This is a genomic window from Paenibacillus mesotrionivorans, assembly GCF_046098205.1.
Classification (GTDB): Bacteria; Bacillota; Bacilli; order Paenibacillales; family NBRC-103111; genus Paenibacillus_AR; species Paenibacillus_AR mesotrionivorans.
In genome coordinates, this window is sequence record NZ_JBJURJ010000018.1 from 94,633 (window position 1) to 119,688 (window position 25,056).

Annotated in this window: 23 protein-coding genes; 21 read left to right on the forward strand and 2 right to left on the reverse strand. The window is 53.3% G+C overall.

All coding sequences use genetic code 11. The features are described from left to right. Positions 1–151 precede the first annotated feature (151 nt). The 9 genes from ACI1P1_RS24205 to ACI1P1_RS24245 all read left to right on the forward strand — a co-directional run bounded on the left by ACI1P1_RS24205 (position 152) and on the right by ACI1P1_RS24245 (position 8,884). Entirely contained in the window at positions 152–2,047 is a 1,896-nt protein-coding gene (locus ACI1P1_RS24205) for a LuxR C-terminal-related transcriptional regulator (protein WP_416219115.1), read from the forward strand. Positions 2,048–2,118: 71 nt separating this feature from the next. Beyond that, complete coding sequence (locus ACI1P1_RS24210) at positions 2,119–2,787, forward strand: DUF4386 domain-containing protein (protein ID WP_416219027.1); 669 nt, start codon at positions 2,119–2,121, stop codon at positions 2,785–2,787. 86 nt (positions 2,788–2,873) lie between these two features. Continuing rightward, positions 2,874–4,322 (forward strand): DEAD/DEAH box helicase, encoded by a 1,449-nt coding sequence (locus tag ACI1P1_RS24215; protein WP_416219028.1) that lies wholly within the window; start codon positions 2,874–2,876, stop codon positions 4,320–4,322. 267 nt (positions 4,323–4,589) lie between these two features. Next, the gene (locus ACI1P1_RS24220; RefSeq protein ID WP_416219029.1) at positions 4,590–5,135 is read left to right on the forward strand and encodes a 50S ribosomal protein L25; all 546 of its coding nucleotides are present in this window, start codon (positions 4,590–4,592) and stop codon (positions 5,133–5,135) included. Between the two features lie 154 nt (positions 5,136–5,289). Continuing rightward, the gene (locus ACI1P1_RS24225; protein WP_416219030.1) at positions 5,290–5,652 is read left to right on the forward strand and encodes a nuclear transport factor 2 family protein; all 363 of its coding nucleotides are present in this window, start codon (positions 5,290–5,292) and stop codon (positions 5,650–5,652) included. Next, entirely contained in the window at positions 5,649–5,957 is a 309-nt protein-coding gene (locus tag ACI1P1_RS24230) for a Dabb family protein (protein WP_416219031.1), read from the forward strand. Before ACI1P1_RS24225 ends, ACI1P1_RS24230 begins: the two co-directional genes overlap by 4 nt. 81 nt (positions 5,958–6,038) lie before the next feature. Next, positions 6,039–6,260, forward strand: coding sequence for a cation transporter (locus ACI1P1_RS24235; RefSeq protein WP_416219032.1), 222 nt, complete (start codon positions 6,039–6,041; stop codon positions 6,258–6,260). Positions 6,261–6,273: 13 nt separating this feature from the next. After that, complete coding sequence (locus tag ACI1P1_RS24240) at positions 6,274–8,187, forward strand: heavy metal translocating P-type ATPase (protein ID WP_416219033.1); 1,914 nt, start codon at positions 6,274–6,276, stop codon at positions 8,185–8,187. After that, entirely contained in the window at positions 8,159–8,884 is a 726-nt protein-coding gene (locus tag ACI1P1_RS24245; RefSeq protein ID WP_416219034.1) for a Crp/Fnr family transcriptional regulator, read from the forward strand. Before ACI1P1_RS24240 ends, ACI1P1_RS24245 begins: the two co-directional genes overlap by 29 nt. A 4-nt stretch (positions 8,885–8,888) precedes the next feature. Here ACI1P1_RS24245 and pdxR read toward each other — a convergent pair whose 3' ends face one another. Further along, positions 8,889–10,319, reverse strand: a complete 1,431-nt coding sequence (gene pdxR, locus ACI1P1_RS24250; RefSeq protein WP_416219035.1) for a MocR-like pyridoxine biosynthesis transcription factor PdxR — start codon at positions 10,317–10,319, stop codon at positions 8,889–8,891. A 141-nt stretch (positions 10,320–10,460) separates the two neighbouring features. On the opposite strand from pdxR, the gene ACI1P1_RS24255 reads away from it, so the two are divergent. From ACI1P1_RS24255 to ACI1P1_RS24285, 7 genes are all read left to right on the forward strand, one after another. Continuing rightward, positions 10,461–11,006 (forward strand): pyridoxamine 5'-phosphate oxidase family protein, encoded by a 546-nt coding sequence (locus ACI1P1_RS24255; RefSeq protein WP_416219036.1) that lies wholly within the window; start codon positions 10,461–10,463, stop codon positions 11,004–11,006. Positions 11,007–11,334: 328 nt separating this feature from the next. After that, complete coding sequence (locus ACI1P1_RS24260) at positions 11,335–12,543, forward strand: hypothetical protein (protein ID WP_416219037.1); 1,209 nt, start codon at positions 11,335–11,337, stop codon at positions 12,541–12,543. Positions 12,544–12,698: 155 nt separating this feature from the next. Beyond that, entirely contained in the window at positions 12,699–13,748 is a 1,050-nt protein-coding gene (locus tag ACI1P1_RS24265) for a glycosyltransferase family 2 protein (protein ID WP_416219038.1), read from the forward strand. Beyond that, entirely contained in the window at positions 13,745–14,893 is a 1,149-nt protein-coding gene (locus ACI1P1_RS24270) for a glycosyltransferase (RefSeq protein ID WP_416219039.1), read from the forward strand. Before ACI1P1_RS24265 ends, ACI1P1_RS24270 begins: the two co-directional genes overlap by 4 nt. Beyond that, positions 14,886–15,815, forward strand: a complete 930-nt coding sequence (locus ACI1P1_RS24275) for a glycosyltransferase (RefSeq protein WP_416219040.1) — start codon at positions 14,886–14,888, stop codon at positions 15,813–15,815. Before ACI1P1_RS24270 ends, ACI1P1_RS24275 begins: the two co-directional genes overlap by 8 nt. Then, positions 15,808–17,481, forward strand: a complete 1,674-nt coding sequence (locus ACI1P1_RS24280; protein WP_416219041.1) for an ATP-binding cassette domain-containing protein — start codon at positions 15,808–15,810, stop codon at positions 17,479–17,481. The genes ACI1P1_RS24275 and ACI1P1_RS24280 overlap by 8 nt, the downstream gene beginning before the upstream one ends. A 22-nt stretch (positions 17,482–17,503) precedes the next feature. After that, positions 17,504–18,631, forward strand: coding sequence for a glycosyltransferase (locus ACI1P1_RS24285; RefSeq protein WP_416219042.1), 1,128 nt, complete (start codon positions 17,504–17,506; stop codon positions 18,629–18,631). Between the two features lie 34 nt (positions 18,632–18,665). On the opposite strand, the gene ACI1P1_RS24290 is transcribed toward ACI1P1_RS24285, so the two are convergent. Next, positions 18,666–19,589, reverse strand: coding sequence for a DMT family transporter (locus tag ACI1P1_RS24290; protein ID WP_416219043.1), 924 nt, complete (start codon positions 19,587–19,589; stop codon positions 18,666–18,668). Between the two features lie 115 nt (positions 19,590–19,704). On the opposite strand from ACI1P1_RS24290, the gene ACI1P1_RS24295 reads away from it, so the two are divergent. The 5 genes from ACI1P1_RS24295 (at position 19,705) to ACI1P1_RS24315 (ending at position 25,051) form a co-directional block, all read left to right on the forward strand. Further along, positions 19,705–21,048 carry an aminotransferase-like domain-containing protein gene (locus tag ACI1P1_RS24295; protein WP_416219044.1) on the forward strand — a complete coding sequence of 448 codons (1,344 nt, stop codon included), beginning with the start codon at positions 19,705–19,707 and terminating at the stop codon, positions 21,046–21,048. Between the two features lie 143 nt (positions 21,049–21,191). Next, positions 21,192–21,962, forward strand: a complete 771-nt coding sequence (locus ACI1P1_RS24300; RefSeq protein ID WP_416219045.1) for an amino acid ABC transporter substrate-binding protein — start codon at positions 21,192–21,194, stop codon at positions 21,960–21,962. Between the two features lie 33 nt (positions 21,963–21,995). Beyond that, the gene (locus ACI1P1_RS24305) at positions 21,996–22,655 is read left to right on the forward strand and encodes an amino acid ABC transporter permease (protein WP_416219046.1); all 660 of its coding nucleotides are present in this window, start codon (positions 21,996–21,998) and stop codon (positions 22,653–22,655) included. A 14-nt stretch (positions 22,656–22,669) separates the two neighbouring features. Continuing rightward, positions 22,670–23,413, forward strand: a complete 744-nt coding sequence (locus ACI1P1_RS24310; protein ID WP_416219047.1) for an amino acid ABC transporter ATP-binding protein — start codon at positions 22,670–22,672, stop codon at positions 23,411–23,413. 144 nt (positions 23,414–23,557) lie between these two features. Next, positions 23,558–25,051 (forward strand): UDP-N-acetylmuramoyl-L-alanyl-D-glutamate--2,6-diaminopimelate ligase, encoded by a 1,494-nt coding sequence (locus tag ACI1P1_RS24315; protein WP_416219048.1) that lies wholly within the window; start codon positions 23,558–23,560, stop codon positions 25,049–25,051. Positions 25,052–25,056 lie beyond the last annotated feature (5 nt).

The window sequence follows — 25,056 nt, forward strand, 5'->3', positions numbered from 1 at the left end:
GGGCTTATACCGCAAGGCGACCCTAATCTCCGCGCCTGCAGGCTATGGCAAAACGACGTTAGTCTGTGAATGGCTCGCCGGCTGCGGGCGGCCTGCCGCCTGGCTGTCGCTGGAGGAAGGGGACCAGGAGCTTGCCCGTTTTTTGACTTATATGATCTGCTCCTTGCAGACGCTGAAGGCGGATATAGGAGAAGGCGTTCTCACCGTACTTCAGAATCCCCCTTATCCACCAATCGAGTCCATTTTCACCGCACTTCTTAATGAGCTCGCAGCCCTTCCAACTCCCTTTCTGCTTATTTTTGACGATTACCATGCGGCAAAATCGAAGCCGGTAGAGGATGCCGTCCGTTTTTTGCTTGACCATCTTCCCGTTCAGATGCATCTTGTGATGACGACCCGTGAGGACCCCGGTATTCCATTGGCCCGAATGCGGGCACAGGATCAATTGACCGAGCTGCGGGCCGCGGATTTAAAATTTACGCTATCCGAATCCGAGGATTTTTTGAACCGTATCAGGGGCCTTAATCTCTCCAAGGATCAAATCATTTCGTTGGAATCGCGCACCGAAGGCTGGGCCGCGGGTATGCATCTGGCGGCGATCTCAATCCAGGGAGCACAGGATGCCGATGGACGCATTCCTTCTTTGGCAGGCCACCATCCTTTTGTGCTGGACTATCTGGTAGAAGAGGTTCTGCAGCGACAACCTGATGCTGTGCAGACCTTCCTGCTGCGAACCTCCATCCTCGACCGTTTGTGCGGGTCTCTGTGTGATGCGGTTGTACTGGATCCCGCCATTTGCGGTAAGACAACATTACTGGATCTGGAACGTAACAATTTATTTATCGTTCCTTTAGATAATGAACGCAGGTGGTTTCGCTATCATCATTTGTTTGTGGAGCTACTCCGCAAACGGCTGCGGGAAAGCTTCAACGATAGCCATATAGAGGAATTGCATAGACGGGCAAGTGAGTGGTATGAACACAATGGCTTCGAAATCGAAGCGTTCAGCCATGCCGTGGAATGCCAAGACATAGATCGCTCCGCACGCCTGCTGGAAGGTAACGGAATGCCGCTGCATCTCCGCGGGGCTGCAGGTATTTCGCTGAGCTGGCTGGAATCATTGCCCGCTAAGGAATTGGATGCCAGACCCGCGTTATGGGTCATGTATGGTTCCGTTCTGCTGCTTGCGGGCAGGCTGACTGGCGTCGAGCAGAAGCTCCGCGCGGCAGAGATCGCTCTGGCAGGTGCAGAGCAGGACATCAACGTCAGGAACCTTATCGGACTGATTGCGGCGACCCGGGCAACTTTGGCATCATTGGTGCTAACCGGCCATTCTGAAGGTGCGGAACGAACCTTACAAACATTCGAAGTGGATATGCTAAGTACAGTTCAGAGCGATAAGACCGATGAGCTTGTCGGCCGGATTGCACCTGTAAACCATGGATGGAGAGGCGGCAATCATGACGTTGAAACGGTGATTGTCCAATCCCGCCGGGCGCAGGCGTACCTGCGGCCGGATAATATCCCTGTCCGGACGGCAGCCGCTTGGATGCTAGGCGTTGCGCTTCAGCGGCTCGGAGCTTACGCCGATGCCCGGGAGGCTTATCACGAGGTTATAACGAATAGCCTGAGCATGAGGCATGAACTGATGGCGGTAATGGCTTTGATTGGGCTGGGCCAAATAGAGGAGGCTGAGGAGCGGATCAGTTCCGCGGCGGAATGTTACCAAGAGGCACTGCGTCTGGGCGATGATCTGCCGCATCCAGCTCTCCATGAAGCGAAGCTCGGTCTGGAGCGGGTTCATCATAACGGGATAAAGAGCAGCAGCCTGATCGAACCGCTAAGCCAGCGTGAAATGGAGGTTCTGGAGCTCATCGCCAAGGGGTTATCCAACAAAGAAATTGGCGAGAAGCTGTTTTTGGCTTTGGATACGGTTAAAGGGTACAATCGCAGGATTTATGAAAAGCTCCAGGTCCATAGACGAACGGAAGCTATCGCCCGTGCCGCAGCATTGAATTTGTTGCCGAACACTCCCAAATCACACTAAAGTGTCTACAAGCCGCCTCCCTCTTCGAGCTATACTGCTTATAAAAATAGCCAAGAGAAGAGGAGATAAATATGAAGAAAAGTGCACGAGTGGCTGGCGCATTGTTTTTGGTGTCGACAGGTGCCTATATGCTGGGAAGCGGGCTTCTGAATCCGGTTTTACATCGCCCGGATTTTCTTTCCAATCTGTATACGGATCGAACAAACGTGATGCTGGGATGGTTTTTGGAATGGATCAATGCCATGGCGGTCTTGGGGATTGCCATGCTGTTGTACCCCATTTTGAAGAGGCATAACGAAGCGTTTGCGCTAGGGTACTTCGGATCCCGGGTGATAGAATCTGTACTCTTGATCCTGAGTGCAATCGGCCCGTTCGTACTAATCGCACTAAGTCATGATTATATCTCCATGAGTACCGACCAGGGTCCTGCTATGGAGTGGTTAGGACAAATAGTGCTGGACTTGCGGGCTGTGCTCTTTCAGACCGCCATGCTTGTGCTCAGCTTGGGAAGCTTGCTGCTTTGTCATGTACTGTACCGGGCCAGGTTGATCCCCAGATTGTTATCTGTCATCGGCTTTATCGGGTATACGGCATTGTTGGCAAACAGCTGTCTGGCCATCCTCGGTTACGAAACCGGATCTGTATTGTACATTCCGGGAGCGGTCTTCGAAATTGCATTTCCCGTTTGGCTGCTGGTTAAGGGATTCGATGTTCGTATATTGAAAAGTTCCACGGAATAGACATGGATGACCATAATGGATAGAATATAATCTGGACATGAAAACAATCGGTATTCGATGTTACTGAATATAAAAGGGGTTACCTGATGAGTGAGCAAGGCTTTACGGAGTATAAATTAAGTGAGGACATTACCCGTTCCTTAGACAATATGGGATTCCGCGAACCCACGGAGGTTCAACGCAAGGTCATTCCTTTGGCGCTCGGGAGAAAGGATATGACCGTTAAGTCCCACACGGGAAGCGGGAAAACCGCGGCTTATGGCATTCCGATCTGTGAGCTGCTGGAATGGGATGAGAACCGGCCGCAGGCCTTGATTCTGACACCAACCCGCGAGCTAGCCGACCAGGTGAAGCAGGATATCATGAACATCGGCAGACATAAACGGATCAAGGCCGCTGCTGTGTATGGGAAGCAGCCCTTTGCCCGGCAGAAGGTGCAGCTGCAGCAGAGAAACCATGTCATCGTAGGCACGCCGGGGCGGTTAATCGATCATATTGAAAAGCAGACCATCGACTTGGAGCAAATCCGGTTTCTGGTCATTGATGAAGCCGATGAAATGCTGAACATGGGCTTTATCGAGCATGTAGAGCGGATTATCCGCACGCTTCCCCTGGACCGTATGACTATGCTGTTCTCGGCGACGCTGCCCAAGGACGTGAAGAATCTATGCCATAAATATATGAACCAGCCCTTGGACATAGAGGTGCAAACCGAGGCCAAGACGGTAAGCCAAATCGAGCATTCGATTTATTCCGTCAGGGACGACAACAAGCTGAAATTGCTTCGGGATGTCACCGTCGTCGAGAACCCGGACAGCTGCATTATCTTTTGCCGGACACAGGTTAGGGTTGAGGTCGTATTCGAGGAATTAGCCAAGGCGGGCTACCCCTGCGGCAGAATTCATGGCGGAATGGAGCAGGAAGACCGTTCGGAGATGATGAACGCCTTCAAACAAGGGGAGTTCCGCTATCTGATCGCCACCGATGTCGCCGCGAGAGGGATCGATATTGAAAACATCAGCCATGTGATCAACTATGATTTTCCGCAGGAGCACGAAAGCTATGTTCACCGGACCGGCCGGACGGGAAGAGCCGGGCATTCGGGGAAGGCAATCTCCTTCGCCACACCTACCGATGACAAGTTCGTTATCAATGTGGAGCGGTTTATCGGCTTCGAGCTTCAGCAGAGAAACAAACCCACCAAAGATGACATTGCACGTACCAGCCCGGCTTTTGAAGCGAAGATCAGGAATCAGCGGGCCGCCATGAAGGACCGGAGCTCCCGTATGGATCAGGGCGTGCTGAAGCTGTATTTTAACGGCGGGAAGAAAAAGAAGATCAGAGCGGTGGATTTCGTCGGCACGATTGCCAAGATCGAAGGGGTAACGGCAGACGATATCGGGATTATCACCATCGAGGATAATGCCACCTATGTGGATATCCTCAATGGTAAAGGCCAGCTCGTTCTTCATAGGATGAAGGATACCACGGTCAAGGGAAAGCTGCTGAAGGTACATGTGGCAAATCGGAAATAAGGCGTTCGTTTTTCGATTAGGCGATCTGGTCGACAGAACGGTGCTTCTATGATAGGGTAGAGGTATCCCATAGGTATCCATAGGCATTCTGCTCTTCCGAGCAGGGTGCTTTACTTTATGATGGGAGCTTTATCTATTAAATGGAAAATAATCTGATGGTATGTGGAGGTGGTGATGCTATGTTCCTCTCTTTAGCCCCAACAGGGGGAAATGGAGTGATGGTAAACGGTATGACAATATCAATTCATGAAGAGGAGAGAACACAGCATGGCCATTAGTTTCCAAGCAGAAGCCCGCATCCCGTTAAATACATCCCAACTTCGCAATTTGCGCCAATCCGGGCGTTTGCCGGGTATTGTTTTCGGCAGGAATACCGAGAACCAGATGGTTCATATTTCCGCAATTCAATTCAAAAAATGGTTGCGGCAAAGTGCTGCGGGGTTTATTAAGCTGCAATTTGAAGAAAAGGAAGCCTTAACTGTACTGCTGGAGGACCTGCAGCGTCATCCGGTTACAGGCGAGGTGATCCATGTGGATTTCCAGCAGGTGCAAACCCATGAGATCCTGCGCACCAAAATTCCCGTTAAGTTCAAGGGGACCCCGGTCGGAACGAAAGAAGGCGGGGTTGTGCAAATTCAATTGGCCTCTATTGAGGTGGAGGCGTTACCGGATCATTTGCCAACGTGGGTTGAATTTGATGTGAGCGGCATGGGGGTTGGAGAAACCTTACATGTCAGGGATGCCGTATTCGCCCCTGAGGTAGCGGTGATTTCCGAGGCCAATGAGTCCTTGCTTTCCGTTGTGAAGCCTTAACGATGAATAAGACCAAAAAAGCGGTACGGGCGATGGCCTGTACCGCCTTTTTGGCTTTCGCCTGTGGATTCAAAAAAATTTAGATAACTGGACATACAGCTGTCAGGTTATGTTGATTACAATAGGCTTATAAAATGACAAAGGGGTTGATCTTATGGAGTCTATACTGCTTCCACAAGTGATACAAGATTTTATTGCCGCTGCCAACAGGCCTGATCCGGATGCTTATGTGGATTGTTTTTCTGAAGATGCAATTGTTTTGGACGAAGGCAAGGAGTGGGCAGGCAAAGCTGCTATAAAAAAATGGAGTACGGAATATCACTTTGGTGCTAACGTAACCCTTGAACCCAAACAGCATAAACCAAATGGGGAAGAAGCAGTGGTAGTGTTTAAGATTGATGGGGATTTTGACAAAACCGGTCTCCCAGACCCGCTGCTTTTGGATTTTTCTTTTCATATACACGATTTTAAGATTAAGCGGCTTGCGATACAGCTGTCTGAAGGAGCCTTACAATGATAGTCAATCATGTGCTATTGAAGCTTAAGGACCAGAGCCCGTCACATATTGAGCAAATTCAAGCCGTTCTGCTAAGCCTAAGGGGAAAAATAGACGTTCTTCTCGATATTCGAGTCGAAGCCAGCATCCGCCCGGGCCCTTCAGCATATGATCTGATCCTGATTACCAGGTTTGCCTCCTTGGAAGATATGGATGAATATCTTCTACACCCGGCTCATCAGGAGGTTGGCCAGTTGATTGGTTCGATTCTGGAAACGCAGGCATCTGTTTGCTGTGCAGAAACGTTAGGCTCATTCAAATTTTGATCCAGGTCAAAGGAATCTCATCGAATTCCCCCTATACTGAAATCAGCAGGAAGAACACCATATCCTAAGGGGGATTCACAAATGATTACAACGACCATTACCACGTTCCAATTAGAGCAGCTTACCTGTCCCAGCTGTGTCAAGAAAATTGAAGCGGCGCTAACCAAGCAAGAAGGGGTATCCGAGGTAAAGGTCCTTTTCACCTCCAGCAAGGTCAAGGTGAGTCACCATGATCCTGTCACCGCTGCCGGTCTCGGTAAAGTCATCACGGATCTGGGTTTTCAAATTCTACGTACACAGTAAGGGGGTAAGCATCATGTCCAGAAGGCAAAAGGAAAGGATTATCCTGACGGCCGGGCTGCTTATCGCCATATCTTTTTTACTAAAGATAGGGGCCGGGCTCGGTTTAGTCTCGGATCTTCTCATGATTGCAGCCGCACTCACCGCAGGCTATCCGATTATGAAGAATGCCATCCAAGCCATACGTTACCGCATAGTGGGGATTGAAGCGCTTGTGACCATCGCCGTCACCGGGGCTATCCTCATCCAGGAATACTGGGAGGCCGCAGCCGTGACCTTCCTGTTTATGCTCGGCTCCTATCTGGAAGCGAGGGCGATTGAACGAACCCGGTCTTCATTGAAGTCGTTAATGGCGTTGGTTCCTGCCACCTCTTCGATTATACGTGATGGAATAGAGGTTAAGGTGCCATCGGATGAGGTGCGGGAAGGGGAGCTGGTTCTGGTCCGTCCCGGCGAAAGCATCCCGGTGGATGGTACGGTTCTCAAGGGAAAGGCGATCATCAATCAAGCGGCTATTACAGGGGAATCTGTTCCGGTCAGCCGGGATAAGGATGCGAAGGTCTTCAGCGGAACGGTCATAGAGCATGGCTATCTGGAGATTATGGCGGAGAAGGTTGGCGGCGATACGACCTTTGCCCGGATTCTCCATATGGTGGAGGAAGCTCAGGAAGCGAAAGCGCCCACGCAGAAATTCATTGAGAAATTCGCCCGGTTCTACACACCTGCTATTTTCGGATTAGCGATTATCGTGTACCTCGTGACCAGAGATGTTGAATTAACCCTGACCCTGTTGGTGATTGCTTGCCCGGGCGCCATGGTGATTTCGGCTCCCGTCTCCATCGTAGCGGGAATCGGCAACGGTGCGAGGAACGGTATTTTATTTAAAGGCGGCGACACGTTGGAAAAGGCAGGTAAGGTTCAAGTGGCCGCCTTTGACAAAACCGGTACACTTACCATCGGTAAACCACAGGTTACACGAATACATGTGTTGGACGGGAATGAGGAAAAGCTCCTGCAGCTGGCAGCCCGGGCAGAATATCTATCCGAGCATCACTTGGCGAGAGCTATTGTGGCGGAGGCTTCATCGAGGGCTGCGGCTGCGATTGTTCCCGCGGAGCAGTTCCAGGCATTACCCGGCAAGGGGGTAGAGGCCACAGTTGAAGGCAGGAAGCTGGTTATTGGCAACCGGAGGTTAATGGCGGACTACAGCATTTTATATGACCAAGAGGTAACTCGCTATGTATCGATAGAAGAGGATCGGGCACAGACGGTTGTTTTTGTCGCGGATGAGCAACGGGTGTTGGGGTTAATCTCTATTGCAGACGTCTTACGGGACGAAGCCTATGAGCTTGTTCATGCGCTTAAAAAATCCGGTGTGCAACAGGTTGTGATGTTAACCGGCGATAATGAACGGACTGCTGCCGCGGTAGCCCGTGAGCTGGGAATCGACCAGTATTATGCGGAGCTGCTGCCGGAGGATAAGGTCCGGATCCTCCGCGATCTGCAGAACCAGTATACCGTAGCCATGATCGGTGATGGTGTGAACGATGCTCCCGCTTTGGCCGTTGCCGATGTAGGGATTGCAATGGGCGGCTCGGGCACCGATGCCGCTATCGAAACCGCAGATGTGGTGCTCATGTCGGACCGTCTGTCCAACCTTCCGTACGCCTTGGGATTAAGCCATGCTACAATGAAGAATATGAGGCAAAATATTACCTTCGCGGTTGTCGTCGTGTTGATCCTGTTAATCGGAGTATTAACCGGTAGTGTATTCATGGCCTCCGGCATGCTCGTGCATGAATTAAGTGTATTGGCCGTGATTATGAATGCGGTTTGGTTAACACGCTACCGTGGAAGAAAGACGAAACCAACTATATTCACCAGGAATAGAGGGATTCCCAATGGCATGCAATCATCATCCGGCCAATAAGGCGAAGGCAGCAGACCCGTCTCCAGCCTTGTGCATCAACAATGTGCCGATTCTGGACATTTTATCCGTGGAAGAGAAGCGGGAGGTTATGGGTGCCTCCATCAGCAAGCAATATACAAAAGGGGAGGTACTATTCTCTCCGGGGCACCCTTCGGCGAATCTATGGATTGTCCATCGGGGGAGTGTGAAGATATCCCGCTTCTCCCCTTCCGGCAAGGAGCAGATTGTTCGCATTCTTACCCCCGGGGATTTCACAGGGGAGCTGTCCTTATTCAGCCATACGGTATTAACGGACACTGCCGAGGCCTTAGAGGCTACTGAGATTTGTCTCATTCAGGGTAAGGTAATCAATGATCTGATGCTGCGGACACCCCAGATTGCCATCAAGTTCCTGGAGAAGTATACCGAGCGTATTGAAACCGCAGAGGCTAAGCTGGAGCAGCTTACGCTGTATGATGTGGAGCAGCGGCTCGCCAGGATGTTATTGGACATGCTGCACCATCAGCAAAAGGGTCAAACCAAGGATAACGCAATCCTGCTGCCTGTCAGCAAAAAGGACCTGGCAGTGATGATCGGGACCACACAGGAAAGCCTCAGCCGCAAGCTGGCCCTGTTTCAGGAGCAGGGTTGGATTAAGCTCGTTGGCCAACGGCAAATCATCATTGTGGATGAGACCGCTCTTGCCCAGCTTGAATGAATTCTTACATCCATAACCCCGCTAAACGGTGAATCCCCCGCTCAATCGACGCTTCGTCTACCTTGGCAAACCCCAGCACCCATCCTTTCCGGCTGCTTTCCAGACAATAGGGCCGCAGCGGATAAACCCGTATGCCCTGCTGCAGGGCCAGTGCGGTGGCTGCCTCCTCGTCGCAGGAGGCCTCCGCTTCAAGCAGCACATGCAGACCCGTTTCCGCTCCGCTCAGGCGGAACCGATCCCCTAACCCGCTGGCCGCAATGGCCTGGGTTATGGCTTCGTGCCGCCGCCGGTATACGTTCCGCACCCTTCTCATATGCCGCATAAAATGCCCCTGCTTGATAAAGTGGGTCAGCGTAAGCTGATCCATCACGGGAAGCTGGCGGTAGGTCAACTCCTGGACCCGGGCCAGCTGGGCGATGGCCTCCACCGACCCCACAATCGCCGATATCCGGATGCCCGGAGCAATCATTTTGGAGAAGCTCATGAGATACAAGGTATTCGCTGCTGCCTGGCTAAAAAGGGTTGGAAGCGGGTCCCCCCGGTACCGGAATTCGCTGTCATAATCGTCCTCAATGATCCACATTTGGTCTTGTACAGCCTTATGCAGCAATTGCTGCCTGCGCGGCTCCGACATCACGGACCCTACTGCACATTGGTGCGAAGGGGTTACAAACACCAGCTTGGACCCGGGATGGATACGCTCCACCACAAGCCCCTGGGCATCCACGGGAACGGGCACCACCTGCATCTGCCGGTATTTCATGGCCATCCAGGCTGCGGGAAAGCCGGGATCCTCCAACGAGACCGTATCCCCTTCGGATAACAGCGCTTGGGCGATCAAGTCAAGGCTATGCTGGGCGCCTGAGGTCAGAAGAATCTGATCGGTCCCGATCCGGATGCCCCGCTCCAGCAATAAATAACGCTGGATTTGCCCGCGAAGCGCCGGAAGGCCATACGGATCACCGTATTTCCAATCCGACAGGGACATGGCAGAGGAAGCATGGAGGAGCGACTGCCTCCAGTTTTTTTGGAATTGTTCATCCAGATAAGGCTCATGCGGGGTAAAATCAATCTCCGTCTCCCGGTGCTGCTTGCCTCCGAACCAATCATGCAGTTGATCCACGGCTGAATGCAGCAGAGGCAAGGAGGGCGGGACGGGCCCCAGGGCAGTTGGGATTTTGGCCGGCTCCGCGATGGGATTCCAGCGGCTCACCCGTGTTCCGCCCCGACCGGAGGTCACGGTATAGCCTCTGCTGAGCAATTCCTCATAGACGATCTGGATGGTGGAGCGGGAAACCCCCACCTGCTGCGCAAGCTCGCGGGAGGGAATCAGCAATTCCCCCGGAGCCCATATCCCGCTGGTGATATGTTGAATCGCCTGATTCAGCAATTGCTGCCAAATTGGGGTTTTATCCTGGCGGTTTACTTTCATCATAAGGCATCTCTCCTGACTCGTGGTTTCATCAAATCTGCATATTATGGATTGCTCTAAACTGCAACGTTTGGATATGTCCGTACAATCCATTCATTGCTATACTACCGTAATAACGCAGATATGATAAGGAGGAATTTACGTATGAAGCCAGTCCGTTACAAGGTTAGAGAGTGTAAGGATGAAGAGAAGATTGAAGCCTTTCTGAGGCAGGCGAGAATCGGGTATCTGGGGTTGGCAGATGGCAACCATCCTTATGTTGTACCGCTTAACTATGTATGGATGGACGGGAGGCTGTATTTTCACGGGGCCGGAGATGGAAGGCGCAATCAGGTGATGCAGGATAATCCGGAGGTGTGTTTCACTGTATGCGAGGAGTATGGAACCATCACCAATCCGGTGCCTGCCAAAACGGATACAGCCTATATGAGTGTGATGCTATTCGGGCAGGCGGAGCCGATTACAGATTTGGATGAAGCCACCTGTGTCCTTCAGGAAATGATGAATAAATATGTGCCCGGTTATTACGACCGGCCCTTGTCCAAGCAGCATGTGGACAAATACAGATCGGCGGTATACGGCGGACCGGTTCAGGTATGCCGGATGATTCCGCGTTCGATTACAGCCAAGGAAAACCCCGTCGAAGCAGAGAGCATGTACCGGGCAGACGGGAATGAGGGAAGCCACTAATTTAACGAATCTCAGCAACGTTATTTTGCCCGGTTCGCCCCGGTTAGTGTTCTAACGAATCTGTGGAGGGTTATTCATGGAAACAGGCTCAAATTAGAGCAGCGGGCGGGAGATAAGGCGGCTCACATTCGTTAGGTGTCCGAATCCGCCATTCTTTCCGAAATAAGGCCTCTGATATTCGTTAGAAATTGGACAGGGATGTACACACATGTCCTGGCGGAGACCGCAGAGCGGTCTCTTTTTTAATGCCCGGAGAAATGCCCAATCACGCGCCTCCGCACCTTTTTTACGATACAATATGTATAAAACCATGGAGAGGATGATTCCCATGACCTCCGATAACCAAGCGTACCCGCCAGCCTTAATTTCGGAAGAGGGCCATTATTCCCTTGATCTTACCGGTCCTGGCAGCCATATTCTTGTGATTCGCCGTGGCGTAGGCAGCCTGTCCATCGGACCGCCGGAATTGGGAAATAAAGCAGATCTTCATGTGGCCCCGGATGAGCCCATCCAATGGTCCGTCTTCGATCCCTTCGCTACACCGGCAGGTTCACCCTGGCCGCGGCACCTTACGTATACAGGAAATGACAGCGGGTTCCTGGAATGGGCGCAGAAGCGTCCCATTGAGCAGATGAACTGGAAGCCCCTTCTGTCTGCGGATGTGAAGCTGGACGCCAGTCTGTCCAGGATGCACGGATTCTTTATCGAGCTCCGTTCATCCGCCTCTGGTAGTTTAAGCCTGAAGCTTCCCAACGGGCTTTACCATCTTACTGTGTCCGGTGAACTGTCCCGGTTTGTAGCTGCAGGCGCGCTGCCGTCTATGCTGGTTTTGGCGCCGTCCACCAGCCGGCGCAAGACGGACCCTCCTCTACAGCTGCCCGAGATGGGTGAATTGCAGGGGGTGACAAGCTTGACGCTGCAGGGCTCATCCTTGGGACAGCCGATTTCGTTGAACAGTCTGGACCGGTTTCCCCATTTGGACTCCCTGAGCTTGTGGGGGAACTTCTGCCACATGGACGCCCTGGCCCGCCATCCCCGGCTGCGGAACCTGGAGCTTCGCTTCATACCGGAGTTGGGGGACTTGCCCCCGTTGGATACATGGCCGCTGTTGGACAGGTTTATTGCGTACAATGTGGAGGAGGCCGGGGGCAAACGCTTAAGACAGCAAATGAAGGCGCGTGCGAAAAGCCGCCCGTGGAGCGATTATGCCTCTGTCAGCCAATTGCGGAAGCCGGAATGGTGGGCTACCGAATTCGGCCGCCCCTTCGCATCCTGGCCTAAACGTCTGGCCAGGCTGGCCAACGAAGCCTACACCCTGGCCCAGGCATCCATGGCAGAAGCCCGCAGCATGGCTGAGGCGGAGGCCATCCTCACCGCATTCACCCGGCGCTTCAATGGGTTGAAGGGTATCGAAACCACCGAAAGGGATGATCTGGGGGAAGCCGTATGGCAGCTCAGCCAGTCCCCCCACCTGATCGGACGGCCTATACCGGAGGAGACGGCACAGGGCTGGTTCGATGCCGTTCGGGATTATTGAGTACAGCAGGCTATCCCTTGCGGATGGCCGTTTTGCCGTTATGAGGAAGCAGTGGCAAGGAGTGTCGAAGTGATCCAACACTCTCCATTGTGGGGTAACCGGGTTTTCCCTATAATGATACTGCAGTTCCATATGGTTTCAGGGAGTTGAGCACAGTGATCGAACTATCCATTATCATTCCGGTTTACAACGTAGAGCCCTACATCAGAAAATGTCTGGATTCCATACTGTGTCAATCCTTTCAAAATTATGAATTGCTATTGGTGGATGACGGCTCAGACGATAACAGCCTGGCCATCTGCAGAGAATATGAGGACAAGGATCACCGCATTAAGGTGTTTCACCAGCCCAACCGGGGGCCGTCTGCGGCGCGTAATCTGGGTATTTCGCTGGCTCAGGGCCGGTACCTGGCGTTTATTGACTCGGATGATTATATCATGCCGGATATGTTCGCGGAGTTGATCCGTTTAATGGAGGAGAAACACTGTGATCTGGTGATTAGTCCGATGACGGTGGAGTATCTGTACTTCAAGAACAAGCGCTTTCTTCCGCTGACCTCCTCCTATGAGGGGGAAATCCGGATTTCGCCCGAGGATTCCCATAAAATCTTTTCCCTGTTCGAAACCTCCATGATCAATAGTCCCTGTGCCCGTCTGTACAAGACGGAGATTGTTAAGGCCAACCGTATCCTCATGCCGGATGGCATTCATTATTCGGAGGATCTGATTTTCAATGTAGATTATCTGCGTTATTGCAAATCCATCTACATTCTTAATCAGTCGTTCTATTTCTACACCAAGAAGAAATTCGGCTCGTTGACCACAAGCTACATTCATCAGCTGTTCCATGCGTACAACACGGCCCATGACAAGGTGATCGATTACTTGACGGGAAACGTGGGAATCAATAAGGAATTAGAGGAAAAGGTTTATTATATCTTGGTGCGCAATACGATTATCAGCTTCATCAATCTGTTCTACGACAACTGTCCCATGACCCGTGCGGAGAAAATGTCATATATCCAGCAGATCCTTCATGACGAAGAGGTTATGAGAAAAATTGGAAGGGCTTACAGTCCGGGCCTGCTGCCCACTGTCTATACACTCCTGCTCAAAACAAGACACACCTGCACCATTTACTATGCGTGCAAATTCTATAAATATTATAAGAACTCACTTCAAAATATAAGTAGGCGAACCGCTTGAAAAGTATCAATGTTGTCTGTTACCACGAGCAGACGGGGTACGGGAATGCCTCCGTAGGCTTAATCAAGGCCCTGCGGCAGGAAGGCTTCCGTATTGACCCCACCCTGATTGTTCCCGGGGATGTGCAGCTCGGCGGGTCCCTGGTTCGGGAGGAGCTGGCCTCCAAGCCTGATGCGGTTATCCTGCATACCGTCCCCGAGTATTATCCCTATTGGGTGAAAAAGAGGACCCAGGTTTTCCCGTCCGTCCCCATATGGGGCTATACCGCCTGGGAAACCGACCGGCTGCCAGCCCATTGGCCGGAATTGCTGAACGGGCTGGATGGTGTTTTTGTGCCCAGCACCTGGAACCGGAAGGTGCTGCAGGCAAGCGGCGTCCACGTGCCGGTTGTTGTTCTTCCCCATGTGTCGGAGTTCCACGGGAGAGTCCCTGAGGCTCCGCCCGGTAAGGCCTTGGCGGCAGCTTTGGAGCAGATGGACGGGCATTATATCTTTTATTGCATCAGCATGTGGAACGAACGGAAGAACATCCCTACCCTCATCCGGGCCTTCCTGGAGGAATTCGGGGAGGAGGAGAAGGCAGCCCTGCTCCTGAAGACAGATCACCGGGACTGGACATCCTTCCGGCCTTCCTGGCGGCGGTTGTTTCTGCGGCGCTCCTTCGGTCTAAGCCGCCGGAGCTTCAGGAAGCTGGTTGGGAACCACCCCAGCCGGAGGAAGCTGATGCACCTGACAGACTCCCTGCCGGCGTCCGATCTGGCTTGGATTCATCACAAGGGAGATTGTTTTGTGTCCTGCACCCGGGGAGAAGGTTGGGGGATGGGGGCATACGAAGCGGCATGGTTCGGCAATGCTGTTGCCATAACCCCGTATGGGGGCCAGCTGGATTATTTGTCCCCGGATGATGCCTATCTGCTCCCGTATACGCTGGCTCCCGTGAAAACCGCCTATGGAAGCACGTCTTATTCTGCGGAGCAGAAGTGGGCGCATGTAGATATTGCGGATGTACGGCGTACCTTACGAACCATCTATATGAACCAAGACCAATCCGGGGAAAAAGGAGCCCTTCTAAAACGGAGGGTTTCCCAAGCCTTCACGGACCGGAGGATTGCCAATACATGCACCGAGGTACTGTTCGATGACTAATATCCCCAAGGTTTTTCATTTTGTATTTGGGCTGAGAGAGCAGACGGAGCCCTTCCATCTGTCGCATTATATGGCCATTCAGTCTTGCATCCGGGTGAACAAGCCGGACAAGGTGTATTTCCATTACGAGCATCTCCCGTACGGACCGTGGTGGGAGCAGATCAAGGGTTCCCTGACCTTGAACAAGATAAAGAAGGATCAATTTATGGCCGCCTACACGTATGGCAATCCGTCTCTGGAAGCGTACCGGTACGCTCATATCTCCGATGTCTCCCGGCTACAGATTCTGCTGGTATACGGCGGGGTTTATGCGGATATTGATACCATTTTCATCAAACCCATACCCGAGGAGCTGTATCAGTACCCCTGTGTGATGGGCCATGAAAAGGCGGACCTTCACGCTCCCGCGGCTGCGGCTGCCGGGGGTTCCTTATGCAATGCCTTCATTATGGCAGAGAAAAATGCAAGCTTCATTCAACATTGGCTGGACCACATCTTTGATGAATTTGACGGATCATGGAGTGCGCACTCGACCTTTCTTCCGTACCGGTTAAGCCAGGCTTACCCGGACACCATTCATGTCGAGCCGGAGCAGTCCTTTTTTCATTTGGATTGGACCCGGGAGGGCATTCGCAGCTTGTTTACCCAAAACGTGGAGCTGCCTGGGCATGTCTACAGCCTGCATCTGTGGAGCCATCTGTGGTGGAACCGGGAGCGGACGGATTTTACCTTTTTCCATGAGGGGCGCTTAACCCCTGATTATATCCGGTATGGAAATACTACCTACAGCCGGTTGGCCAAGCCGTTCCTGCCGGAAACGGCTGCTGCCAGCCCCGGGGGATACCGGGCGGAGAGGCGCAAGGCGCTATTGGAGAATATCCGGTTGTTCCTCGCCCGCCGGATGAGGAAGCGGCATGCTTAAGAACTTGAACCCCAAGGCCCAAATCAAGCGTCTCCGGTACATCTACCATGCCGCTCCTGCACCTCTTAAGGGGAAGCTCAAGGTTTGCTTATACCTGGCATGCTCGCTGCCCATTGTGGACTTGATTATTGTCTTCGTGACATACGTGTTGATGATGGCCCTACAGAAGCAGAGCCTCACGGTGCTGGGGCTGACCTTCGGAGCCAACAGCTTGTTTATCGCGATTATGCTGTTCATCGGTGTGACTCTGGTCCGGCAGCTGCTGGAGTTTCTGTCGGTGAGGGAATCAAGGAGATTCACTCAATTCTTATACCGGCAGTATTCCGCCAAGCTGCTAAAGAACTATATGAGCATGTCCTGGAGGAGCTTCTCCAAGGAAACCAAGGCGGTCCGGATGAAGCATCTGGTGGCGACCTCCCTGGACAGCGCCTATTCGTACCAGGTGTTCTTTAATTTCATCAGCTCGGCTCTGAACCTGCTGCTGCTGGCCGGGTCCATGTTCCTGGTTGCGCCGAAGATTGTATTGGGCGGCCTGGTGCTCCTGGCGCTGTTTATGCGGTTCTCCAGCAAGGCCCTGAAGTCGAAGATCAACCAGGCCACCGATGCCCATAATGTCCATGAGCAGCGGTATTACAATCATCTGAACGAAAGTTTGAACATGTTCCGGGAGATGAGAATCTTCGGAGTAAGTGAAAAAATGGGAGACCGGGCTCTCGGGGAGCTGGAACAGTTAAGCGAGGCAAAAGTACGGCTGTCCATCCTTCCCTACACTCCCCGGATCGTCATGGAGTCCGTTTTCACTGTTGCCATCGGCATCGGGATTCTGTATGTCATCTTCGTGGACAGAACGGATACACCGCAGCTTATCGCAAGTCTGGCCTCCTTTATGCTGTTGGCAAGACGGATGATCCCGTCCATGTCCATGCTGCTTTCCTCTTATTCGGAGCTGGAGGGCACATACAGCCAGCTTCAGGTTCTCCACCGAGAGTTCTCGGATATGCCGGAACAGGAGGAGGATCGGGCACAGACGAATCCGCCGGGGCATGAGCTGCTGGTGCTCTCCCATGTGTCGTTTTCCTATGAAGGCCGCGGGAAGGAGACCATTGAGAACTTCTCCATGAACGTATCCGCGGGAGACCGGATCTCCATAACAGGCGAATCCGGCAAGGGGAAAAGCACCCTGATGATGATTCTGGCCGGGTTTATGGAGCCGCATAAGGGAGAAGTGAAGCGTTCGGCCTTGATTCAGCCCAAGCTCCACGGGATTGCGTACGTCCCGCAGGAAACCGCCCTGCTTAGCGGCACAATCCTGGAGAATATCGTATTCGGGAATGAAACGGTGGATGAGGAAAAGGTGATGCGCGTGCTTTCCCTGGTGAAGCTGGAGGAGCTGATCGGTAAGCTGCCCGAGGGACTCCAGACCGTTGTCGGCGACAACGGAATGTTCCTGTCGGGAGGCCAAAGACAGCGCCTGGGAATTGCCCGGGCTCTCTACCATGAGCCGCAGCTTCTGCTTTTGGACGAGGCCACCTCTGCCCTGGATGAAGAGACAGAGCGGCAGGTCATGGCGAGCATCAGCACCTGTATGAAGAACAGTGCTGTGGTGTTCATATCCCACCGCAAGGAAAACAGCAAAACGCATGCAACCAAGGTTGTCGAGCTTTAATGGAAAGTGGGAATGTCTCGCTATGAAGAAGCTGTTGTTCGTATCGCCGGTATTCCCCGACCCTAATGGCGCCGGCCGGGAAAAACGGGCCTATCAATGGGTCATGAAGCTTCAGCAGGAATATGAGGTCCATGTGCTGGTTATTCGGCCGGATGGCCAGGGCAGAGAGGTAGCCGAACTGGATATCCGTTCAGCCACGGTTATCCCAAGGAGAAAAACCAATAAACTTTCCTCCCTTTTGGAGTTCGGTTGGGTTCCCTTAACCCGTGCGGACAAAGAAAGGCTAGAGCGGTACTATGGGCATGTCCGGATTGATACGATTTTCTGCTTCCGCCTGTACCTGCAGGAGTACGCCTCGTTTCTGGCGTCTCTCACGGGCTGCGGGAGTCTCGAGCTGGATATGGATGATCTGGAGTCCTCCACACATCTCAAGATTGCGCATCTGTTCCGAAAGCACGGGCATATTCGCAGGGCGGTTACTTCCTATCTGGCTGCTCTCCTCTTCCGGAGGAAGGAAAGCCGGATCGGCGCAGAATACCGGAGGGTTTATTTATGCTCCGACGAGGATAAGGCTTCCTTGAGCCGCAGGCTGCCGCATGAGGACATTCAGGTCATGCCGAACCGTATGGCCGGAGTGCCGGGAAATCTTTTGCTGCCGGATGATCCGTATCAATTGCTCTTCGTAGGCTCCTTGGACTATTATCCCAATGAAGAGGCTGTAACCTGGTTTATTCAAAAGGTGCTGTCCGCATTACGCCGGAGAGACTCCAGGTGGACCCTCCATGTGGTGGGATTCACCAGCAAACCAGGCTTTAAGGACTTCTTAAGCCGAGCGGATGGGGTCCTGTATCATGGGCGGGTGGAGAACCTAGACGCCGTGTATTCCGGCGCTTACCAGATCATTTCACCGCTGCATGCAGGCGGGGGAACCAAGCTGAAGATCCTCGAAGCCATGTGGTATGGCCGGCCCATCATCGCCACACATGAATCGGTATACGGCTTGGGGCTGACACCGGACAAGCATTACTTGCCGGCGGAGGATGCGGAGCAGTTTGCTGCTGCCTGTGAGAGATTGGCCGTAGATGCCGAGTTGGCCCGGACCCTTATCCGATATTCCGGAGAGATCCTCTTGGAGAAATATCATTTCTGATGTTCAAACAGGCTGTCCCTGCGGGATGGCCTGTTTATTTGGCTGCTTGCGGCTTTTTGGCACCCAACCGGTTGGCCCCGATAACCCCCGCGATGATCAGCACCGAGCCAATCAGATGATACACGGTGATTTCCTCCCCCAGAAACACCGCCCCGGCAGCCAGGGACACGATGGTGGAGAGATTGGAGAACACGCTCATTCTGGACGCCTCCATCTTGGACAGGATGTAGTTGGAGGCCAGCGCCGTAACCAGTGAAGAGGCGATACCCAGGAAAAGGATGGAGACGATGAAGGTACCACTGGCCAGTGGGGCGAAGAAGCGGTCCAGCGTCCCTGCTGCCGCATGGCCGGTCAAGGATACGGTCACGAGAGTGATAAAGCCGATGCCCAGCATCAGATACGTGATTTCCGCTGGACGGAAGTGCTTCGATAACGACCGGGCCATCACCGTATATCCGGCGAAGGCGGCGCAGGTCAGCAGCAGCAGGGAAATTCCCAGCATGTTGGATAGATCAATCCGGCTGCCTTTCATTACGAAAATGAACACAACCCCAAACACGGACAGAAAGATGGACAGCTTCTGGTAGAGAGAGGTCCGTTCCTTGAGAAATAGAGAGGCTATAATCATGGTGACAACCGGCGTGAAGGCGTATAGAATGCCGCCCTCTGCGGAGGTGGCGTGCTGCAGCCCGAAGGCTTGGAGTGTAAAAAAGCCCAGCGGGTACAGGACGGCCAGCAGCAGCACCTTAGCCAGAGGTTTGCCGTGGTAGTTAAGCTTGATCCAGCCGAAAGCCACCGGGATAGACATAACCAAGAAGGAGGTGGCGAAGCGGAATGCCAGCGTGTCCATCGGACTGGCGTAATCCAGCGCAATTTTGGCGAATAAAAAGGATAACCCGATAATCCCAGCGTTGAGTATGGCCAGGAAATAAGGGAGCCGCAGATGGTTTGATGTCATGATAGTTTGGATTCCTCCTCTTTTTTCTTAACGATATGGCAAAACCGCTATGCAAACCATATGGTTTTGGGTAAACTGTACCGATACAGTTGGGTTATGGACAAGGGGGAGCGGCGTGAGGAAATATCTTGCGATTCTATCCGATATGGAGAGTAAGATCCGGGAGGGGCTCTACCGTCCGGGGCAGTGTTTGCCCTCCGTCCGCAGTGCTGCGGAGTCGTACGGGTGCAGCATCAGCACGGTTACCCGGGCATATGCGGAGCTGGAGAAGCGCCATGCCATTTATTCGGTGCCGCAAAGCGGGTTTTTCGTAGTGGAGAAGCCTGGGGACTGGCGGGATAAGAGGGACGACAGCGTAATCAACTTCGCTACGGTGCTGCCGGATGTGGACGTGTTTCCGTACCTGGACTTTCAGCACTGTCTGAACAAGGCCATTGATATCTACAAGTATGACCTGTTTACCTATGGCGACCCGCAGGGGCTGGAATCCTTCCGGCATACCCTGGTCTCCCATCTGGCGGGCGACCAGGTGTTTGCCAAAGCTCATCGCATCATGGTCACCTCCGGCGCACAGCATGCGCTGCAAATACTGGCCAAAATGCCCTTTCCCAACGGCAGCACAACGATTCTGGTGGAGCAGCCCAGCTATGATCTATATTTGCGCTTCCTGGAGGCGGAAGGGATAACGGTGCGGGGCATTCCGCGGACAACGGCCGGTATTGATCTGGGTGAGCTGGAGCGGATATTCGGCTGCGGGGAGATCAAATTCTTTTACACCATGTCCCGGTACCACAATCCGCTGGGGACCTCCTACAGCACACAGGAAAGAAGGGCTATCGCAAGGCTGGCCGACAAATATGATGTGTACGTGGTCGAGGACGATTATATGGCCGATCTGGGCACAGAGCGGTCCTTCGATCCGATCTATGCTTACGATGAATGCTCCCGCGTGATTTATGTAAAGAGCTTTTCCAAGATTATTTTTCCGGGTTTGCGGGTAGGGGCGGCTGTTTTGCCCGAAGGGCTGCTGAAGGCGTTCCAGGCGTACAACAGCTACTCGAACACCTCTCTTTTGTCCCAGGCAGCGCTGGAGGTGTATATCAAAAACGGGATGTACGAACGCCACAAGCACAAAATCAGCAGCTTGTACGCCTCGCGGCTGCAGGTGCTGATGGAATCGGTGAAGCGGCACAATGAAGCAGGGTTACTGGAGGTGCCGGAGATTACATCGGGCATCTACACCCCGTTTATGCTGCAGCCCGCGGTCAATCTGGAGCGGCTGGTCATGCGGCTTGCGGCGAGAGGAGTCACTGTTGTACCCGGCAAGGCCTTCTATTTGTCCGGTTATAGGGAACGGGAGAAGTTTCTGCGGATCAGCATTTCCCAGACAGGGGCGGAGCAAATCGAGCAGGGGGTCAAGGCAATCGTGGAGGAGGTGCGGCAGCGGAGCCCGTGGTAAAAATAGACATGCGGTTAATTCTTCTATGAAACTATCGACTCTATGTGAGGGGTATGTTATGATATATTTCTGTGATAACGTGGTAATGGAGTAAAGCGTTTGGGATTACTTTGTGAAATATTTCCTACAGATGGGGGATTCGCATGAAAAAGATTACGGTATTGGGCATGACTCTTTTGATTATGGTGATGGCTGTTCTGGGCTGCTCCAGCTCAGGCAAAAAGGATAACGAGCTGGTCATCGGCATTGACGACAAGTTCGCCCCCATGGGCTTCCGGGATGAAAAGAATGAAATTGTCGGCTTCGACATTGATTACGCCCGGGCTGCCGGTGAGCAGATGGGCTATAAGGTGAAATTCCAGCCCATCGATTGGAAGACCAAGGAGACCGAGCTCTCCAGCGGACGGATCGACCTGATCTGGAATGGCTACACCATTACAGATGAGCGTAAGGAAAAGGTGCTGTTCACCAAGCCGTACCTGAAGAATAGCCAGGTGGTGGTGGTAGCGGCCAATTCCGGCATCACGAAGCTTGCTGATCTGGCAGGCAAGGAAGTGGGGCTGCAATCCCTGTCCTCCGCAGCAGATGCGCTGGACGGCAACGCCATCAAGTCCCAGATCAAGAAGGTAACAGAGTTCTCGGATAATGTGCTGGCCCTTGCCGACCTGAAGATTGGCCGGGTACAAGCCGTGGTCATCGACGAGATCGTAGCGAAATATCATATGTCCAAGGACAAAGCCGCCTTTAAGCTGCTGGATGAATCGCTGGCTCCCGAGGAATATGGCATTGGCGTGAAAAAAGGCAACGAAAAGCTCCTGACCGAGCTGCAAAAGGCGCTGGACGAGCTGAATCAAAACGGCAAGGCTGCAGAAATCTCCAACAAATGGTTCGGCGAAAATAAAGTATTGAAGTAATTGATACAGCTGTTCGAAGGAGCTTTAAGCGCGATGGATCTGGATTATTTGATTCGTATTGGAAAGCCCATGCTGGAAGGGGCCCAAACCACCATATTGCTGTTTCTCATCGCCATTGTGCTGTCCATTCCCCTCGGGTTTCTGTGCACGCTGGCGGTCAAAAGCAGGGTGAAGCCCTTGTCCTGGCTGGCCGGCGCCTACATCTATGTGATGCGGGGAACTCCGCTGCTGCTGCAGCTGCTGTTTATCTGCTTCGGCCTGCCGATGCTGCCGGTGGTGGGCGAATATTTGGTGATGGACCGTTTTGCGGCGGCTTGTCTGGGCTTTGTGCTGAACTATGCGGCCTACTTCGCGGAGATCTTCCGGGGCGGGTTGCTTGCGGTGGATAGAGGCCAGCAGGAGGCTGCACAGGTGCTGGGTTTGAGCCGCTGGAAAAGCATGACGCTGGTGATTATCCCCCAGATGTTCCGGGTCGCCCTGCCCGCGGTTGCCAATGAGTCGGTGACTCTGGTGAAGGACACGGCGCTGCTGTATGCCGTAGCCGTCCCGGAGCTGCTGCATTTTGCCCAAACGGCGGTAAACCGGGACTCCTCCATTGCTCCCCTGTTTCTGGCGGGTGTGATCTATCTCCTGATGACGGCGGTGCTGACGCTGCTGTTCAAGTGGCTGGAGCGGAGATTTAAATTCGAATAAAGGAATGGCGGCATATGACCATGATTCAAGTTGACGGACTACATAAATCCTTCGGCGAGTTGAGCGTTCTGCGTGGCGTAAGCCTGGAGATCAAGAAAAATCAGGTGGTGGCGATTATCGGGCCCTCCGGCTCCGGCAAAAGCACCCTGCTGCGCAGTCTGATCCACCTGGAGCAGGTGAATGGGGGCAGCATCCGGATCGGGGACGATTATCTGGTCCGGGACGGGGCATACGGCAGCGGGACGGAGATCAAACGGATGACGGCCCGAATGGGAATGGTGTTTCAGCATTTTCATCTGTTTCCCCATCTGACCGTAAGGGGCAACTTGGAGCTGGCTCCGCGCCATGCAGCCCGGAAGCAGGAGACGGCGGATGTACGGCGCAACAGCCTGGAGCTGCTGCAGAAGGTCGGCCTGTCCGACAAGGCGGAGGTGTATCCCTCCCGATTGTCCGGAGGCCAGAAGCAGCGGGTCGCCATTGCCAGAGCCCTGATGATGAAGCCGGAGCTCCTCCTGTTCGATGAACCCACCTCGGCCCTTGACCCGGAGCTGACCGGGGAGGTGCTGAAGGTCATCCGCGAGCTGGCGCTGGAACGGATGACCATGGTCATAGTCACCCACGAAATGAGCTTCGCCCGGGAGGTGGCCGATCAGATCATCTTCATGGACAAGGGAGAGGTCATCGAAACCGGCACGCCGGGAGAGTTGTTCGGCAATCCCCAGCAGGCACGGACCCGCGCTTTTTTGGGCCTTGCATAATAGAACAAGGTGAAGCATGTTATCCCTGGTAAGTACAGGCATAACATGCTTTTTTTGTTTGCCCCGGTACGGGTATCTTCCATTTGTTGGCTGATGTGGCGTAAAATAAGGGGGGTTGTATGAAGGTTGGGGAGGTCATGGGTAATGAAGTTAGCGGACTTGGCAGCACTGATTCCGAATGCGATTATTGAAGGGGACCCGGAAATTGAAATAACCGGCATAAGCAATCATTCGCGGCGTGTGGCGCCGGGTGAGCTGTTTGTGTGTATTCCAGGTATTCCGGGATATCAGGAAGACCGGCATCCTTATGCGGGTGACGCGGTTCAGGCAGGAGCGGCGGCTGTGGTTGCCGAACGGAAGGTCGAGGTTAACGCGCCGGTTATCCTCGTGAAGGATGCGCGGCATGCGCTTGCGGTATTTTCCGCACATTTGAATGGTCATCCCAGCAGGGAGCTGAAGCTGATCGGCGTTACCGGCACCAACGGAAAAACAACCACGGCCCACATGATTGAGGCGATACTTCGATATGCCGGTCACAAGACGGGACTAATGGGGAACATAGGCACGAAGGTTGGAGACACCATGTTTCAGACGGATATCAATACCCAGGAGCCGCCCGTATTACAGGCAAATTTGCGGCGGATGGCCGATGTGGATTGTGCTTATGCGATAATGGAAGTCACCTCACAGGGACTGGATGCTGGCCGGGTGCTGGGCTGCAATTTCCGGACAGCGGTATTAACGAACGTTACACAGGACCATTTGGATTATCATGGCACAATGGAAAATTACATTGCGGCTAAAGGACTTTTCTTTTCCCGTCTTGGAAATGGCTTCACCGGCGATCCTGCCACCGGCAAGATTGCTGTGTTGAATGCAGATGACCCGGCTTCGGCTGTCTTCCGCAAATTGACCGCAGCTCATGTGCTGACGTACGGCATACGGGAAGAGGCTGATGTTCGGGCTGAGGATATCCGGTTGACCGCTTGGGGGACGTCCTTCCGGGCCGTAACCTACAAGGGGACTGCCGACATGCAGTTAGGCATGGTAGGCACCTTCAATGTGTATAATGCCTTGGCAGCTATCACAGCTGCACTCGCGGAAGGTTTGCCGCTTGCGACGATCCGGGACGGACTTGTTTCCTTGCCGGGTGTACCGGGGCGGATGGAGGTTATCAACGAGGGGCAGCCTTTTCTTGCCCTGGTGGATTACGCTCATACACCTGACGGGCTGGACAATGTGCTGAGTGCGGTACGGACCTTTGCGGAGAAAAAGGTCATCACCGTTTTTGGCTGCGGGGGTGACCGCGACCGGACAAAACGCCCGGTTATGGGCGGTATCGCAGCTGAATACAGTGACTATGTGGTGGTCACATCCGATAACCCGCGCTCCGAGAATCCAGGACGAATTTTAGCCGATATTGAGGAAGGCCTGCGTGAAAAGCAGTATCCCACAAGCAGGTATGAGATCGTGGAGGACCGTGCCGCGGCTATTGCGCGTGCGGTAGAGATGGCCGAGCCAGGGGATGTAATCGTGATTGCGGGCAAGGGTCATGAAACGTACCAGATTACCAATCATGGAACTATCCATTTCGATGACCGGGAGGTAACCAGGGAGGCGATTCGGAGTCTGAAGTAGGAAAT